Origin of the sequence: Fibrella musci (assembly GCF_041321105.1) — a bacterium.
Taxonomy (GTDB): domain Bacteria; phylum Bacteroidota; class Bacteroidia; order Cytophagales; family Spirosomataceae; genus Fibrella; species Fibrella musci.
Map to the genome: position 1 here is coordinate 643,204 of NZ_JBGGWD010000004.1, position 16,248 is coordinate 659,451.

Below are 16,248 nucleotides of genomic sequence, written 5' to 3' on the forward strand. Positions count from 1 at the left end.
TGGACGGACTTACTGATTTCGGGGCAAAAAGCGATTTCTTGTGGATTCTCCGCCCGGAGAAGTGGCCGTTCCAACGGTCGGACGTACCCAGCGGTCTAATGCGAAAAAGCTTTCTCCGATGCGCTATATCGTCTCTTTACTGACTCTTCTCGTGATGGCGTGTAGTACGCCTGCCGACATTACACCCGACCTACTTTATCGGACCTATACGTACGTTCAAAAGAATCCCGGCGGCACCGATCAAACAGCCATCGTCACGTTGACGCGGCAGAACGAGGTACGTTTCGGGGACGCTCAACAGCTGGCGATTTGCTGCGCACCAACCCGCTTCCGGGCGACCGATACCACGATCGAGTTTCTGGGGCCGGAGGTGGCTGATCCCATTTGTGTAGCGGTCAGTTGTCGCCTGTCAGAGCTTACTACAGGTACAGTGTGGCGAATCGAACGCTTAACCGCTACTGAATTAGTGATTACGACTGCCCAGCAGCGCCTGGAATTGACTGCTCAGTAAACCGATTCAGCCTGTTTTCCACATAAACGATAACATCGGTGGAAAACAGGCTGAATCGTGCTAAGTAAGGGTGGGCTGATAAGTAAGCTAGTTAAGTAGTGCTTTTTGTCATCCCAACGCCAGGAGGGATCTTGATGTATCCTCACTTGAGACTAATGACGCATCAAGATCCCTCCTGGCGTTGGGATGACAAAAATGCCGCCCACTGCTTACTGTTCAGCATGCATCACTTCTTGATCAACTCGGCCCGCTGATCGTCGCGGAGGGTTGGGTACGTGATGCCCAGTTGCTCCAGGTACGTCTTGTATTTCGACGGGTCGTAATAGTAGGGCTTGAGCTTCGGTTTAAAATCGGTCATGATCTTCTGGTTGAGGTACACCGCCGGGAATTCTTTGTTGGAAATCAGCGGCGTGTACTTCTGCTCTTTCGTCTGCTCGTTGACGTAGTAATCCTTGGCTTGTTGGATCAGGTCGGGTTTCAGCAGCAGATCGAGTAGGGTCATGGCCTCAGCTTTTGCACCCGCTACTACGCCTTTGTGGGCGATGGGCGTAGCCATCGAGATGGCGTTGCTCCAGTGGTGGCCGGGGAGGTCGGGGATGTTGCTCGGATAACGCAGCACAATCGTCGGCACTGACCAGGCGATATCGGCAATGTCGTCGGAGCCGCCCGTTAGCGGTACGAAATTCTGCCCGCCCATCATCACGGTGGGAGCAGTGTTGGCGGGTAGGCCAAGGCTGTCGAGTTTCACAGCCAGCCCTTCTGTTTTGCGCGATTGCAGTTCCTTCTGCGTGGCTTTAGCCAGCAGTTGATCTTCTGCCGACCAGGTAGGCAGTCCTACTTTTTTGATGTTCTGATAGGCGGCTTCGGCAATAGGTTTGTTGAAATGCCCCGGCCAGGCTGAGCCCAGAATTTCGTAGGTAACCTTGGTTTCGGTCATCTTGGCGGCGCCTTCGGCAATGGCCAGCCCCGTCTCAAACAGTTTGCGGATTTTGGGGTAGCTGCGTTCGCGGAAATAATACCAGACCGACGCCTTCGACGGCACCACGTTGGGCTGATCGCCGCCGTCGGAGATTACGTAGTGCGAGCGCTGGGTGAGTTCGAGGTGTTCGCGGCGGTAGTTCCAGCCGATGTTCATCAACTCCACCGCGTCGAGCGCCGACCGACCCCGCCAGGGAGCACCCGCCGCATGCGCCGCCGACCCTTCAAACGTAAACCGTACCGACACCAGCCCGTTGTTGCCCGCGTCGCCGTACGACGTGACGAGGTTGTCGCCCACGTGGGTGAAAATGCAGGCGTCGACATCTTTAAAATAGCCATCACGAATGTAGAACGCCTTAGCGCCAACCAGCTCTTCGGCTACGCCGGGCCACAGCATCAACGTACCTGGAATCTTGTCGCGCTCCATCAGCTTCTTCACCGACAGTGCCGCCACAATGTTGAGTGCCTGGCCTGAGTTATGCCCTTCGCCGTGGCCGGGTGCGCCGTCTACGATCGGGTCTTTGTAAGCCACGCCGGGTTTCTGGCTGGCTTTCGGAATACAGTCGACGTCGGAACCGATGGCAATGACGGGCTTGCCGCTCCCCCAGGTCGCGATCCAGGCGGTGGGCATACCCGAAATGTTTTTCTGGATGGTAAAGCCTTCCTTTTCGAGCAGCGTCGTCAGGTACGTATACGTTTCGACTTCCTGAAAGCCCAACTCCGAGAAGCTGAACAGCATGTCGTTGATCTGCTGCGCCTGGTCTTTGCGAGCCTCCACGGCGGCAACGGCTTCCGCTTTGAGCTTGTCGAGCGGCGTGGTGGCGGCCTGTTTCGCGCTTTTTTTGGACTGACCCAACGCCAGTATGGGCAGCAGCAGGAGGAAGAGGTACGTGTGTTTCATTGGGTTCTATACAGGTTGATTCGTGGTTAATTTAGCGAACAGGTACGTTCATTTGCGATAGTCGAGGGGTGGTTTTCGGTCGCCGGCCAGCGATTTGTAGGTGAAGGTGGCACCACCCCGCGCTTTGTCGAGTTCGGTTTTGGCTTTGGTGATCAAATCGGGGTGCTGGAAAAGCGAAATGGCCGCCATCGAGAGTGTCTTGGCCGCTACCATCATGCCCTTGTAGCCAATCGACATGCCATCGCAGGCCACCGCCTGCCAGCTATGCGCCGGTACGCCGGGTACCCAGGTCGCCGTGGAAAGGCCAGCCGTGGGAACGACCCAACTTACGTCGCCCACGTCGGTCGAGGCGGGGGTAATGCCACCCAACGCGTAAGGCAGAATCTCACCCGCGCTGCTGACCGGCGGCAGGGTTTGTGTTACCAGCGTTTGCCGGATTTTATTGGCAAAATCGACTTCACTTGGTGTGAGTTGTACGCCGCCCACCGTTTGCAGGCTGGTTTGCATCACCTGCGCCAGCGTTTCATTAGGCAATAGGTTGTAGAGTCCGGCCATCACTTCGTAGGTCATGGTGGTTTCGGTGCCTAGCGCCGCCGCCTGTGCCGTTTTCATGATGCGCGCCCAGACCTCTTCTAGCCCCTGCGCCGAGGGGTGGCGAATAGTGTACTCGACTTCGGCATAATCCGGGACGATGTTGGAGGTAAGTCCGCCCTGTTTAATCACGTAGTGAATCCGGGTTTCGGGCGTGACGTGTTCGCGCATCAGGTTCACCATGTAATCCATCGCCTCGACGGCATCCAGCGCCGAGCGGCCTTTTTCGGGGGCTGCCGCCGCATGCGCAGCGCGACCACTAAACCGGAACAAGGCTACCCGGTAGGCCAGCGACGAGGCCGGACTGGCACTGTTGTGGTCGCCCGGATGCCAGTGCAACACGGCGTCGACGGGCTTGAATACGCCTGCCTGCACCAGATACGTTTTGCCCCCGCCCGCGCCCTCTTCAGCGGGCGTCCCGATGAGCTGAATCGTGCCCGATCGTCCGGTCTGTTTAAGCCAGTCTTTCGTGGCAATCGCCGCCGCTACTGATCCTACGCCAAACAGGTTATGACCACAAGCATGACCGTAAGCGTTGGGAACGAGTGGCTTGCGCGTCGGCACCGAATCCTGCGAAAGACCCGGTAGCGCATCCATTTCGGCCAGCAGGCTGATCACAGGCGCCCCCTGTCCGTAACTGGCTACGAAGGCCGTAGGAATGCCCGCAACGCCCTGAGTGATGGTGAAACCCTGCTGCCGGAGTTCATCCTGTAACAGGCGGCTGGTTTTTTCTTCCAGATACCCCGGTTCGGCCAGTTTCCAGATCTGGCCCGCTAGCGCGGCATAGTGTGGGTACTGCCGGTCAAGCTGGCTAATAATTGCTTTTTCGGGTTGGGCACAGAGGGGGAGGCTCACTAGTAGACTGAGCCAGAGTAGGTAGGTATGTTTCATGGAGGATGCAGGTTGCTTTTGTAAAGTAGCAATGGATTGCATCTGGTGCAAGTGAGGCTCGGCCAGAGAGCGGCCTGCTTCCGGTTAGATAAGCGCTACGGTAGCCTTGTTAGCATAGCACGAACAATCTCCCCCCGCGAAGCAGCGCGCGCACCAGATTTTATTCCGGTGTTACATGCTACCTTTGCGGCCAAATTTTGTAGTGTTTATTCTCGTATCTAATCATAACACAATGGCAAAGATTAAGGTGGCGAATCCGGTTGTCGAACTGGACGGCGACGAAATGACCCGCATCATCTGGAAATTCATCAAAGACAAGCTGATTCTGCCCTACGTTGACGTCGACATTAAATACTACGACCTCGGTATCGAATACCGCGACGAAACCAATGATCAGGTAACCATCGACGCGGCCAACGCCATTAAAGAATACGGCGTGGGTATCAAGTGCGCAACCATCACGCCCGACGAAGACCGCGTGAAGGAGTTCAACCTGAAGCAGATGTGGAAGTCGCCCAACGGTACGATCCGGAACATTCTGGACGGCACCGTATTCCGCGAGCCCATCGTCATGAAGAACGTACCCCGCCTTGTTACCAACTGGACGGCCCCCATCATCATCGGTCGGCATGCGTTCGGCGATCAGTACCGCGCTACGGATTTCGTGGTACCCGGTCCCGGCAAGCTGACGATGAAGTTTGAAGGCGAAGACGGCAGCGTGCAGGAGTTCGACGTGTACCAGTTCAAAGGTGGTGGCGTAGCCATGGGTATGTACAACGTTGACGAGTCGATCCGTGGCTTTGCCCGGGCCTGCTTCAACGTAGCCCTCGACAAAGGCTGGCCGCTGTACCTGTCGACCAAAAACACGATCCTGAAAAAGTACGACGGTCGTTTCAAAGACATTTTCCAGGAAATCTACGACGCCGAGTACGCGGGCAAAGTACATTATGAGCACCGCCTCATCGACGACATGGTGGCCTCAGCCCTGAAATGGGAAGGTAACTTCGTGTGGGCCTGCAAAAACTACGACGGCGACGTACAGTCGGATACGGTAGCGCAGGGCTTCGGTTCACTGGGTCTGATGACCTCGGTACTGGTAACGCCCGATGGCAAAACGATGGAAGCGGAAGCCGCCCACGGCACCGTGACGCGCCACTACCGTGAGTACCAGAAAGGCAACAAAACGAGCACGAACCCGATCGCCTCGATCTACGCCTGGACGCGGGGTCTGGCCTTCCGGGGCAAGCTCGACAACAACCAGGAGCTGATCGATTTCGCCAACGCCCTCGAAGCGGTTTGCGTGGAAACGGTAGAAAGCGGCAAGATGACCAAAGACCTGGCCTTGTCGGCATACCCTGTTGGCACGAAGCTGGTAGCAGGTGAGCATTACCTCAATACTGAAGATTTCCTTGAAGCGCTCGATCAGGCGCTGCAAGCCAAGCTGGCGTAAGGTATAGCCCTGATTAACACAGCGTAGACGAATGCCTGTACGAAACTGTCTTTTCTGACGGTTCTGTGCAGGCATTTGTCGTACTGTAGGGTGAATAGAAAAGACGTATATACTCGCTAACCAAAACGGCCTACGGTGGTTTCAAGTGAAACGGCATTACGAGCCGTGTTCCTGAACCGACGCACCACCATGGCATCACACACTCCCCGGCGCTACGACGCCATCATCATCGGCGTTGGACAGGCCGGTAAACCGCTGGCCATGGCGTTGGCCGAAGCGGGCCGTTCCGTAGCCATAATCGAGCGGAAATGGGTGGGCGGTACCTGCATCAACTACGGCTGCACGCCTACCAAAACCCTGTTGGCATCAGCACAGGCTGCCCATGAAGCGCGCCGTCTGAGCGAGTACGGCGTCCGGGCAGGTAAGGTGGTGGTTGACTTTGCGGCGGTGATCGACCGGAAGAATACGATGGTGGACCAATTCCGGGGAGGTATCGAAGCATCGTTTGCCGAAACCAAGCACCTGACCCTACTCTATGGGGAAGCCCGTTTCGCCGATGCCAACACCGTTGTGGTACACAAGAGCGATGGCAAGGAGCAATGGCTGACGGCCGATCAGATCTTTATCAACTGCGGTACTCGCCCCGCCACACCACCTATACCGGGGCTGGATACGGTCGACTGGCTGACGTCGACTACGCTGATGGACGTACCTGAACTGCCCAAACATCTGGTGATTATTGGTGGCGGCTACATTGGCGTCGAGTTCAGTCAAATGTTCCGTCGGTTTGGTAGTAAAGTCACGATGCTGGTTCGGGATGAGCACCTGCTGCCCCACGAGGACCCGGATATCAGCGAGGCGCTGGCCCAGATTCTGACCGACGAAGGCATCGTGATTCGGTACAACACGGCGGTCACGCAGGTACGTCAGTCTGGAGCAACGACGATCAAGCTGACATTGAACACCGACGATCAGCATCATACGCTAACGGGTTCACATCTGCTCGTAGCGGTAGGGACAACGCCCAACTCCGACGCACTGAATCTGGAAGCCGCTGGCGTGACGACCGACGAGAAAGGGTTCATTCAGGTTAATGATCGGCTCGAAACGACGCAGCCCGGCATCTACGCGCTGGGCGATATCAAAGGCGGACCAGCCTTCACCCACATTGCCTACGACGACTACCGGGTTGTGAAACAGAACCTGCTCGATGGGGGCAAGGCCAGCATCGCCAATCGCCCAGTGCCCTACACGGTGTTTACCGACCCGCAACTGGGGCGGATTGGGCTAAGTGAGCAGGAAGCCAAAAAGCAGGGCCGTCAGGTACGTGTGGCGAGTATGCCCATGAGCAAAGTGGCGCGGGCCATCGAAACGAGTCATACCAACGGTCTGATGAAGGTGCTCATCGACGCAAAAACCGATCAGTTGCTTGGCGCGGCTATACTCGGTATGGAAGGCGGCGAGTTGATGACGATGCTCCAACTCGCTATGATGGGTCAATTGCCCTATCAACGGCTTCGAGACGCCGTTTTCGCTCACCCAACATTGGCTGAAGCGTTCAACAATCTGTTTGCCTCGCTCGATTGATGGCTTTTCCGGAATTCATCAACTGAACATACCCATCAGTCAATAGGTATAACGATGTCAATACTTACTAATTTATCAGCATTATTTTTTAGTCATTAGGTCATTCGATAAGATTTAACAATTCAGCCATTTTGTTAAACTATATTTGGATTGTATAACGGGGGTTACACCACCTGACTGCTCGACGCTATGAACGAAGATGTACCTTGCCGCCGCTTGGATCGGCGTTTTTTTGTCATTTTATTTAGTTTACTACTGTATTGCCCGTCCCTATGGGCGCAGTCGGGCGACCGCACTGTGTCGGGGATAGTCCGCGACGAAAAAGGACAGGGTATACCGGGTGTCAATGTGGTTGTCAAAGGCTCGCAACGAGGCACCAGCACGGATGTTGATGGAAAATACCGTATCTCCATCGCCGACGGTCAGAACACGACACTTCAATTTTCCTACATTGGGTACGTTAGCCAAGAGGTAGCTGTTACCACGCAATCGACCATTGACGTTCAGCTTAAAGAAGAAGCGCAGTCGCTGACGGAAGTAGTGGTGGTCGGCTACGGCGCTCAGAAGAAATCGGACCTGACGGGGGCTGTTTCGACGGTGAGTGCTAAAGAAATCAGCCGGTTACCGCTGGTGGGCGTCGATCAGGCGTTGCAGGGGAAATCGCCGGGGGTACGTGTCACACAGAATACCGGCGCCCCGGGCGAAGGCGTATCCGTCCGGATTCGCGGAACGGGCAGCATCAACGACAACAATCCGCTTTACATCGTCGATGGTATTCCGACTAAAGACGCGTTCAGCATTCTCACGCCCAGCGATATTGAGAGTATTACGATCCTGAAAGACGCGTCGTCGTCGGCCATTTACGGCGCGCGGGCGGCCAACGGCGTTGTGTTGATTACGACGAAAAAAGGCGCGACCGGCTCAGCCCGAATCAGCTTCAACGCCTACACGGGCCTGCAACAGCATGGGCGGCTCATTCCGATGGCCAATACCGATGAGTATGTCCGGATTTACAACGAAGCCGCCAACAACGACAACGCCGAGTTCACTAATCCCAGCCTGTTCCGGAAACTCATTACGCCTGAAATTCAGGCCACCTTACCCAATACCGACTGGCAAAAGGAAATCTTTCGGGTTGCGCCCATCAACAACTACCAGATGTCGTTCAGCGGTGGTACGGCTTCGTCGCGCTACCTCATCAGCGGGGCCTACTTCGATCAGCAGGGCATTGTGCTCAACTCGGGGTATCGGCGCTATTCGCTCAAAGCCAATATCGACGCCGACATCGCGGGTTTTATCAAAATCGGCACAAACCTGAACCTGACTTACGGCGAGCGCGACATCATCCCGTCGTCGGGCGATGGCTACGGCGGCAATGGAGGTAGCGTAGTCCGGTATGCGTTGTTTCGCACCCCCGCCATTCCGGTATACGACCCCACAACGGGTGATTTCTCGGACCTGCCCGCCCGCCCCGACCTGTTTGGCGACGGCTATAATCCCGTTGGGCTGGCCCTGAAGCAAGACAACAAGGAGCGGCAATATCGGGCGTTTGGTAATCTCTATGGGCAGTTTCAGCTAACGAAAAGCCTGATCTTCCGCACCGACGGAGGGCTCGATCTGGGCATTCTGAACCGAAAGCGGTTCAACGAAAACTGGGGGACCAACGGGCGGATTAACAGCCCCGCCACCCTGACCGAAAACATAGGTACGTCGACAAACCTGACCTGGAACAACACGCTCAACTACCTGAAACAGGTTGGCAGCCACGACTTCTCGGTGCTGGTTGGTACGGAAGCCATCCGGAATGTAGGCCGTGACCTGACGGGCTCCGACCGTTCGTTTATCGATCAGGACCCGAACCTGCGCTACCTCGGGCGCGGTGCCGACCCCACCGGCCGGAACAGCTACGGGGGCGATTCGCGCTGGAAGTTGTTTTCGCTCTTTGGCCGGGTCAACTACAATTACAAAGGCAAATACCTGGCCTCGGCCAACTTCCGCCGCGACGGGTCGAGCCGATTCCCGGCGGATAACCGTTACGCCAATTTTTACTCGGGGTCCGTGGGTTGGAACATCGATCAGGAAGACTTCTTCCGGGCGCTACAACCTACCATGTCGATCCTGAAACTGCGCGCGAGCATTGGGCAGCTGGGCAACCAGGAAATCGGTAATTACCCTTACGCCAGCATCGTCACGCAGGGCTTCAACTACCCGTTTGGCGAAGGCCCGGCGCAGCAACCCGGCTACACCGTGACCTCGCGTGGCAACACCAACGTGAAGTGGGAGACATCGACGCAAACCGACGTAGGCCTCGATATGGGCTTTTTCAACAATCGCCTGCAAGCCACCATCGACTATTTCCTGAAACAGACCTCCGACATTCTGTTGCCGGTGCCGGTGCCGCGTTCGGGCGGTACGGCAGGGGCGCCCTACGTCAATGCGGGCCGGGTGCAGAATCAGGGTATCGAACTGGAACTCACGTACCGGAACCGGGTGCGCGAGTTGAACTACGACATCAATGCCAACGTCTCGTACATCAAGAACAAGGTGCTTTCGCTGGGAAATGGCCAACCCATTCCAGGCGGGCGGATTGATAACGGCGTCTTCGCCACACTCACCGAACAAGGGTACCCCATCGGTTCTTTTTACCTGCTGGCGCAGGACGGTATTTTTCAGAATCAGGCCGACATTTTCACCAGCGCCTTTCAAGGGAACGACATCCGCCCCGGCGACGTAAAATTCCGCGATCTGAACGGCGATGGCGTGATCAATCAGCTGGATCGGTCGCACGTGGGAAGCCCCATTCCGCCGCTTGTTTATGGCGCAACGGCCAATCTGCAATGGCGCAACATCGACCTGTCGGTATTCGTGCAGGGCGTATCGGGCAACCAAGTCTACTATCAGGTAGCCACCGACATTGAAGGCTTTTATCGATCGTTCAACATCACGAAGCGGGTCGTCGACGAGCATTGGACGGGCGAAGGCACCAGCAACACGCAGCCGCGGGTGTCGTGGCGGGGGGCTACCAACAACAAGCTTCCCTCGACGCGCTTTCTGGAAGACGGTTCGTTTACCCGGCTTAAAAACGTGCAGATCGGCTATTCGCTACCAGCTAGTCTGGTCCGCAAATGGCGAATGGCTGGCGCCCGGATTTACGTCAGCGGGCAAAACCTGCTGACGTTCACGAAGTACCCTGGCATGGACCCCGAACAACAGTCGAGCGACAACCTCAACAACGAACAGTTTCGGGGCGACGTGGCCGTGGGTATCGACTGGGGAACGTACCCAATCTCAAGAATCTATACCCTCGGTATCAATGTGAACTTTTAACCGGTTCCCCACCACGTTATGAAAAAGTATTTGCTCTTGCTACTACTGCTGTCGGGATGCCGCGATTACCTGAACGAGGAATTGCGCGGTGACTACTCGGAGGAGTCGTTTTATCAGAATGAACGGCAGGCGGTGCTGGCGGTCAATGCTGCCTATCAGCCCTTGTCGTTTGCTTCCGACAACAATCGCCTGTGGGTGTTTGGCGATGTCGCCTCTGACGATGCCGCGAAAGGGGGCGACCCTGGTGATCAAGCCGACATCGGACTGGTCGATGACTATCAGGTGTTTCCGAACAACGGCCCCGTTGAGACACAGTGGGCACAATTCTACGAAGGCGTAGCCCGCACCAACCGGATTCTGGCGCGTATTCCGCAAATTCCGACGGCCAATATCACGCCCGCCGTTCGCGATCGGTTGCTGGGCGAAGCCCGGTTCCTGCGGGCGCTTTACTATTTCTATCTGGCCAATATCTACGGCCCCATCCCGGTGTCGCTGGAGCCGCGCAACCCCGATCAGTTGCAGATTACGCAGTCGCCCGTAGCCGATGTGTACACCAATGCCATCGAACCTGACCTGCGCGAAGCCGTCCGGCTGCTGCCTGCTACGCTCGGCGGTGCCGACCTGGGCAGGGCCACCAAAGGAGCGGCCAATGCGTTGCTGGCACGGGCGTCGCTCTACCAGGGCAAGTGGCAGCAGGCCCTCGACGCCGCGCAGGCTGTTATCAGCAGTGGTCAATATGATCTGTTGCCGCTGTATGCTCAGAATTTCCAGACCACGGGCCGCAACAGCCGCGAATCGGTTTTCTCGGTGCAACACCTGACCGGGCAGGTGCCGTTTCAGGGCAATCGGCTCAACCAGTGGTTTGCCCCCCGCTCCGGCGAAAACGGCTATTTCTTCGACGTACCTACAACTGCCTTCGTCAACGAATTCGAGAAAACCACCGCTGGCGTGGTCGATCCGCGACTCGATTACACCGTGGGGCGGCAAGGGGGCAAGTGGGTCAACGGCGAAGCCTTCGATCCATCGTGGTCGCCAACGGGTTACCTGAACAAAAAGCACGTGCAGCCGTTATCGGAGATTCCGGTGAGTCTCAAGGGCGACGGCAACCTGAACTACGTGCTGATCCGTTACGCCGACGTGCTGCTGATGGCGGCGGAAGCCCTCAACGAACTAAACCGCCCGGCCGAGGCCATTCCGCTGGTGAACCGGCTCCGCAAACGAGCCCGCGAAAGTTACCTCAACGACACAGCCCTGCGCCCCACGACCGGTACGGCCGCCGTCCCTACGGGCCTGCTGCCCGATTTAGGCAGCGTTAGTCAGGGTAATCTGCGCGAGGCCATTCGTCATGAACGGCGCGTCGAACTCGGCTTCGAGTTTCATCGCTGGTTCGATCTGATGCGCTACGGCAAAGACTACGCCCAGAATGCCCTGCGCGACAAACCCAATTTCAACTACGACCGCAACCGCTACTTCCCGATTCCGCAAAGCGAGCGCGACACTAACAAAGCCCTGAAGTTCTAGCCAACGGCTGTCAGGGGCCAACGGATTCGATCGCCGTGGTCCTATGTCTTTACCCAGTTTTTAGTTTCACCTTAATCACAATTCCCAATGAGAAGCTCATCGTTTATGACTTCGCTGAAAGTCTTACTGGCTTTCGTACTGCTGTTCAGCGTGTTCCAGGCCTGTAAGAAAGACGACGGCCCCACGGTCGACCCCGTGAATACAACGGCCCTGCGGGCCCGAATCGACAGCGCCAACACGCTGTATAATGGAGCCAAAGAAGGTACCGCCGTCGGTAGTTACGAAGTAGGCTCACGCGCTACGTACAAAACGGCGATCGACGCAGCAACGTCGGTACTGAACAACACGGCCTCGACCCAAACGCAGGTGAACAACGCCTACGTGAACCTGGGGCAGGCCACTACCACGTTCCGCAGCAAGCAGGTCGCTGAGATTGCCCCCGATAAGCTGGTGCTGTTCCTGAAACTCGACGGGAACGCCAACGATGCCTCGGGCAAGGGCCTGAATGGTACCTTGAAAACCAATGCTGCCAGCACCGGTGCCAACAGCTTCTCGGGCTGGGGCGGTGGTACACCTACGCTAACCCAGGATCACTTGGGGCAGGCCGACAAAGCATATTTCTTTGATAAAGGGGCCAACATCGAAGTGCCCTTCAACAGTGTGTTGAATCCGTCGAAAGAAATGACCATCGCCATGTGGGTGAAGCCAGGGGCCATCCGGGCCAGCAATTATCTGGTATCGTTGAACCGCTGGAATGGCTACAAGCTGCAATTGCAGGAAGCCAACAAGGTGTTTATGACCGTAAAAACCGGCGCTAGCAAGTACGTTGACCATGATAACGAATCGCCCACGCTCGATCTGAACAAGTGGTATCACATTGCGGTATCGTATAAATCGGGCGAAATGGTCTTCTATATTGACGGTACACCCGTGAAGACCTGGACCGACGCATCGGTAACGGGCGATCCGATAGGCGTGAAAAATACCATCAACCTGACGATCGGGCAGGATCTGCCGAACAATCTGTACCAGAACAACGAGAAAGACGACGCCGACGGCAACAACTTCAACGGCCCTTGGGGTGGTTATTTCACGGGTGCAATGGATGAAATCCGGATCTACAATGCCGTGCTGAGCGGTACGCAGGTACGTTCGATCTACAACGCCGAGAAGAGTCTGTAAAGAATGACTAATGCACAATGTACAATGCACAATGGATTGGCCTCCCATCTACATAGCTGGTTTAGGAAAGTGAACCCGTTGTACATTGTACATTGTACATTATTCATTTCGTTTGCCGCCTGCCGCCCCGAAAACACCGATGCCAGCCGACCGCTGGTATTCTGGTGTTCGAATAATGCCGCCGAAATCACGCTGGCCAAGGAGTTTACCGACCAATGGCAACGTACCCAGCCGACGGTGCCGCTGCGGTATCAACCCATTCCGGAAGGACGGTCGAGCGAAGAGATCATTCTGGCGTCGGTGGTGGGCAAGACCACGCCCGACATTTACGCCAATATGTGGCAGGGGAGCGTCGAGATGTATGCCAAAGCCGGGGTACTGGTGCCACTCGACACCATCCCCGGCTTTCTGGCGTTCATTCGGGAACGTTGCGACAGCCTTGCCATCCGCGAGATCACCTCGGGCGACGGACATATCTATCAGGTACCCTGGAAGGTGAATCCGATCATGAACCTGTGCAACACCGGTATGCTGGCCGGCCTGCTCCCCAATGCCGGGAGTTACCGCTATAATGCCTTTTTGAAAGCCGGACAGGCTGTGCAGAAAGACGCTAACCACGACGGGTACGTTGATCAGTGGCTGGGCTATACCGAAGTGCGCCCCATCTGGTACGAACGGCTGTTCAACTTCTACCCGCTCTATCTGGCGGCTTCGGGTGGAGCCCCGTTGCTGACGCAGCAGCCGGGCCAGAAAGCGCGGGCGGCCTTCAACAACGCGGCGGCTGTGGGCGTATTCCGCTTTTTGCAGACCCTGTACCGAAATAATTATTTCGCTAAAGAACGGTTATCGGCCACCCGCGACCCGTTCATTGCGCAACGCATCGCTACGCTGTTTACGGGACCCTGGCAGGTAGGTTTCCTCGAAAAATACGGCGACGCAGACCTTCGCTACCAATTTTATTCGGTTCCCGTTCCTGACGCGCATCAGGGCCCGATATACACCTATGCCGACCCTAAAAACATCGTCATCTTCAATACCTGCCCCAGCCCGACGGCGGCCTGGGCTTTCGTGAAAACGTTGGTCGATCGCCCCGGTGACTTGCGCCTGCTGGAACTGACCGGGCAACTACCCCGCCGCAAGAATCTGACGACCGACCCATACTTTACGCCATTCCTGGCGCAGCATCCGCGCCTGAAGCCCTTCGCCGAACAGGCCCGCTACCTGAAAGGCGTGGATAACCACGAACTGATCGTGGAAGTCTTCGACATTATCTCGCAGGAATACGAAGCTTGCGTTGTTTATAACCGCAAACCCCCCGAAACTGCCATCAGCGATGCCGCCAAAGCCGTCGATGTGCTGTTAGGAAATTGATCGTACGTAGAGACGCAATCCCTTGCGTCTCATCCAATCGACGAACTGACGCAACAGCTGAGACGCAAGGGATTGCGTCTCTACAGATAAAACCGATATGAAACGCCTTGTCCCCTACACCTTGATTGCGCCTTACGTGCTGCACCTTGCGGTGTTTGTGCTGTTTCCGGTGGTGTTCTCGGTGGTGCTGACGTTCCATAGCTGGAACATCATCTCGCCGATGCAATACGTAGGGCTCGACAATTACGCACGTCTGCTGAAGGACCGGCTGTTCTGGCAGGCGCTCTGGAACACCATCCGGTTCTTGCTGCTGCACATTCCACTTCAGATTGTGGTGGCGCTGGCGCTGGCCGAAATGCTCAACAGCCCCATTCGAGGGCGGGCGTTTTTTCGGGGGGCGTTCTTCCTGCCCGTGATTGTGTCGGGCGTGGTGGTCACGATTCTCTGGCAACAACTGCTGGGATTCAACGCGGGCATGATCAATCGGTTGCTGACGGGCATCGGCATCCCGAAAGTGCCCTGGCTTGAAAGCCCCGACGTCGCGATGTACTCAATTGCGCTGATGGCCACCTGGAAGAATGTAGGTCTGTATGTCATCCTGTTTCTGGTGGGGCTGCAAACCGTACCGACGCAGTATTACGAAGCCGCCGATCTGGAAGGAGCAACGGCCTGGCAGAAGTTTCGATACATCACGTTGCCGATGATCAATCCAACGCTGTTTATGGTGGTGGTGCTGTCGACGATCGGCGGTTTTTCGCTCTTCATCGAACCCTACATCATGACCGAGGGCGGCCCGCTCAACAGCACCCTGTCCGCGGTCATGTACATTTACCGGCAGGCGTTTCAGTATTACCACATGGGCTACTCGGCCACGCTCGGCTTCTGCTTCGCCCTGCTGATTCTGACCGTCGTGGCCATTCAGAAACGCTATGTCGAAACCACCGATTAACCCCACCCTTTAAAGCAGGGGGAGGGGAGCCTTAACGAAAATAATCTGTTTGTAGAGCTACTTGAGGAGATAAGAAATTCCTGACTCGACTCCCCTCTCCTTATTTCAAGGAGAGGGGCTGGGGGTGAGGTCAACACAACGATGAATAAAGCCCTGACATACCTTTTATTGACTCTGGCGGCGGCTTCGTTTCTGTATCCGTTTGTCTGGATGATCAGCGCGTCGTTGTCGTCGGAAGCGGGGCTGGGCGACTTGCGGCTGTTACCCGTTGAGCCGACGCTGGCCAACTACCGCACGGTGCTGGAGCGTATCCCCTTGGGCCGGGCGTTTCTCAATAGTGTCTTCGTCGTGACGGTTACCACCACGCTTGTGCTGATTCTGGGCGCGATGGTCGGCTACGCCTTGGCCCGGCTTGAGTTTCGCGGGAAGCAACTGCTGTTCTTCGCCATCATCTTCACCATGACGTTGCCGTTTCAGATTACCCTGATTCCCAACTACATCACGATGGTGCGGTTGGGTTGGGTCGATACGTACCTGGCGCTGATTGTTCCGTTCGTGATGAATTCGTTTGCGATTCTGCTGTTCCGGCAGGCGTTCATGGGTTTGCCACAGGCGCTGATCGACGCGGCACGCATGGATGGGGCGGGCGAACTGCGCATCATTTTTCAGATTCTGGTGCCCAACATTCTCCCCACCGTCGTGACCATTACCATCCTGACGTTCATGGGCATCTGGAACGACGCACTCTGGCCGCTCATCGTGGTGCGCGACGAACCGACGATGACCATGCCGCAACTCGTTACGCTCTTCTCGGTCGGTGGTCGCGCCGACTCCCAGCTGGCCGTCAAGATTGCGGCGGCCGTTATGCTGGCTATCCCCGTGATTATCCTGTACCTCTTCTTCCAGAAACATTTCATCCGCAGTATGGCCTCGTCCGGCCTGAAAGATTAGAAAGGGTCATAGGCTGCGCCGTCATTCGTAGTCATTGA

11 protein-coding genes are annotated in these 16,248 nt (G+C 56.4%); 9 read left to right on the plus strand and 2 right to left on the minus strand.

Annotated elements, in window-relative coordinates; translation table 11 throughout:
- Positions 1 to 40 precede the first annotated feature (40 nt).
- Complete coding sequence (locus tag ACAW74_RS15875; RefSeq protein WP_370699187.1) at positions 41 to 511, plus strand: hypothetical protein; 471 nt, start codon at positions 41 to 43, stop codon at positions 509 to 511.
- A 226-nt stretch (positions 512 to 737) separates the two neighbouring features.
- Here the strand turns inward: ACAW74_RS15875 and ACAW74_RS15880 are convergent, their stop codons facing one another.
- Together ACAW74_RS15880 and ACAW74_RS15885 are read right to left on the minus strand one after the other, a co-directional pair.
- Positions 738 to 2,390 carry an amidohydrolase gene (locus tag ACAW74_RS15880; protein ID WP_370699188.1) on the minus strand — a complete coding sequence of 551 codons (1,653 nt, stop codon included), beginning with the start codon at positions 2,388 to 2,390 and terminating at the stop codon, positions 738 to 740.
- Between the two features lie 48 nt (positions 2,391 to 2,438).
- Positions 2,439 to 3,872: an amidohydrolase gene (locus tag ACAW74_RS15885; RefSeq protein ID WP_370699189.1), complete on the minus strand. Its 1,434-nt coding sequence runs from the start codon at positions 3,870 to 3,872 to the stop codon at positions 2,439 to 2,441.
- 232 nt (positions 3,873 to 4,104) lie between these two features.
- Between ACAW74_RS15885 and ACAW74_RS15890 the strand changes: the two genes are divergently transcribed.
- The 8 genes from ACAW74_RS15890 to ACAW74_RS15925 all read left to right on the plus strand — a co-directional run bounded on the left by ACAW74_RS15890 (position 4,105) and on the right by ACAW74_RS15925 (position 16,210).
- Positions 4,105 to 5,322, plus strand: a complete 1,218-nt coding sequence (locus tag ACAW74_RS15890) for an NADP-dependent isocitrate dehydrogenase (protein ID WP_370699190.1) — start codon at positions 4,105 to 4,107, stop codon at positions 5,320 to 5,322.
- A 189-nt stretch (positions 5,323 to 5,511) separates the two neighbouring features.
- The gene (locus ACAW74_RS15895) at positions 5,512 to 6,909 is read left to right on the plus strand and encodes a mercuric reductase (RefSeq protein WP_370699191.1); all 1,398 of its coding nucleotides are present in this window, start codon (positions 5,512 to 5,514) and stop codon (positions 6,907 to 6,909) included.
- A 189-nt stretch (positions 6,910 to 7,098) separates the two neighbouring features.
- Positions 7,099 to 10,236: a SusC/RagA family TonB-linked outer membrane protein gene (locus ACAW74_RS15900; protein ID WP_370699192.1), complete on the plus strand. Its 3,138-nt coding sequence runs from the start codon at positions 7,099 to 7,101 to the stop codon at positions 10,234 to 10,236.
- An 18-nt stretch (positions 10,237 to 10,254) separates the two neighbouring features.
- Entirely contained in the window at positions 10,255 to 11,757 is a 1,503-nt protein-coding gene (locus ACAW74_RS15905; protein WP_370699193.1) for a RagB/SusD family nutrient uptake outer membrane protein, read from the plus strand.
- A gap of 87 nt (positions 11,758 to 11,844) precedes the next feature.
- Positions 11,845 to 12,939, plus strand: a complete 1,095-nt coding sequence (locus tag ACAW74_RS15910) for a LamG domain-containing protein (RefSeq protein ID WP_370699194.1) — start codon at positions 11,845 to 11,847, stop codon at positions 12,937 to 12,939.
- 69 nt (positions 12,940 to 13,008) lie between these two features.
- Positions 13,009 to 14,310, plus strand: coding sequence for an extracellular solute-binding protein (locus ACAW74_RS15915; RefSeq protein ID WP_370699195.1), 1,302 nt, complete (start codon positions 13,009 to 13,011; stop codon positions 14,308 to 14,310).
- Positions 14,311 to 14,407: 97 nt separating this feature from the next.
- Positions 14,408 to 15,259, plus strand: coding sequence for a carbohydrate ABC transporter permease (locus ACAW74_RS15920; protein ID WP_370699196.1), 852 nt, complete (start codon positions 14,408 to 14,410; stop codon positions 15,257 to 15,259).
- A gap of 141 nt (positions 15,260 to 15,400) precedes the next feature.
- A complete protein-coding gene (locus ACAW74_RS15925; protein ID WP_370699197.1) occupies positions 15,401 to 16,210 on the plus strand; it encodes a carbohydrate ABC transporter permease in 810 nt (269 codons plus the stop codon).
- The last annotated feature ends 38 nt before the right edge of the window (positions 16,211 to 16,248 follow it).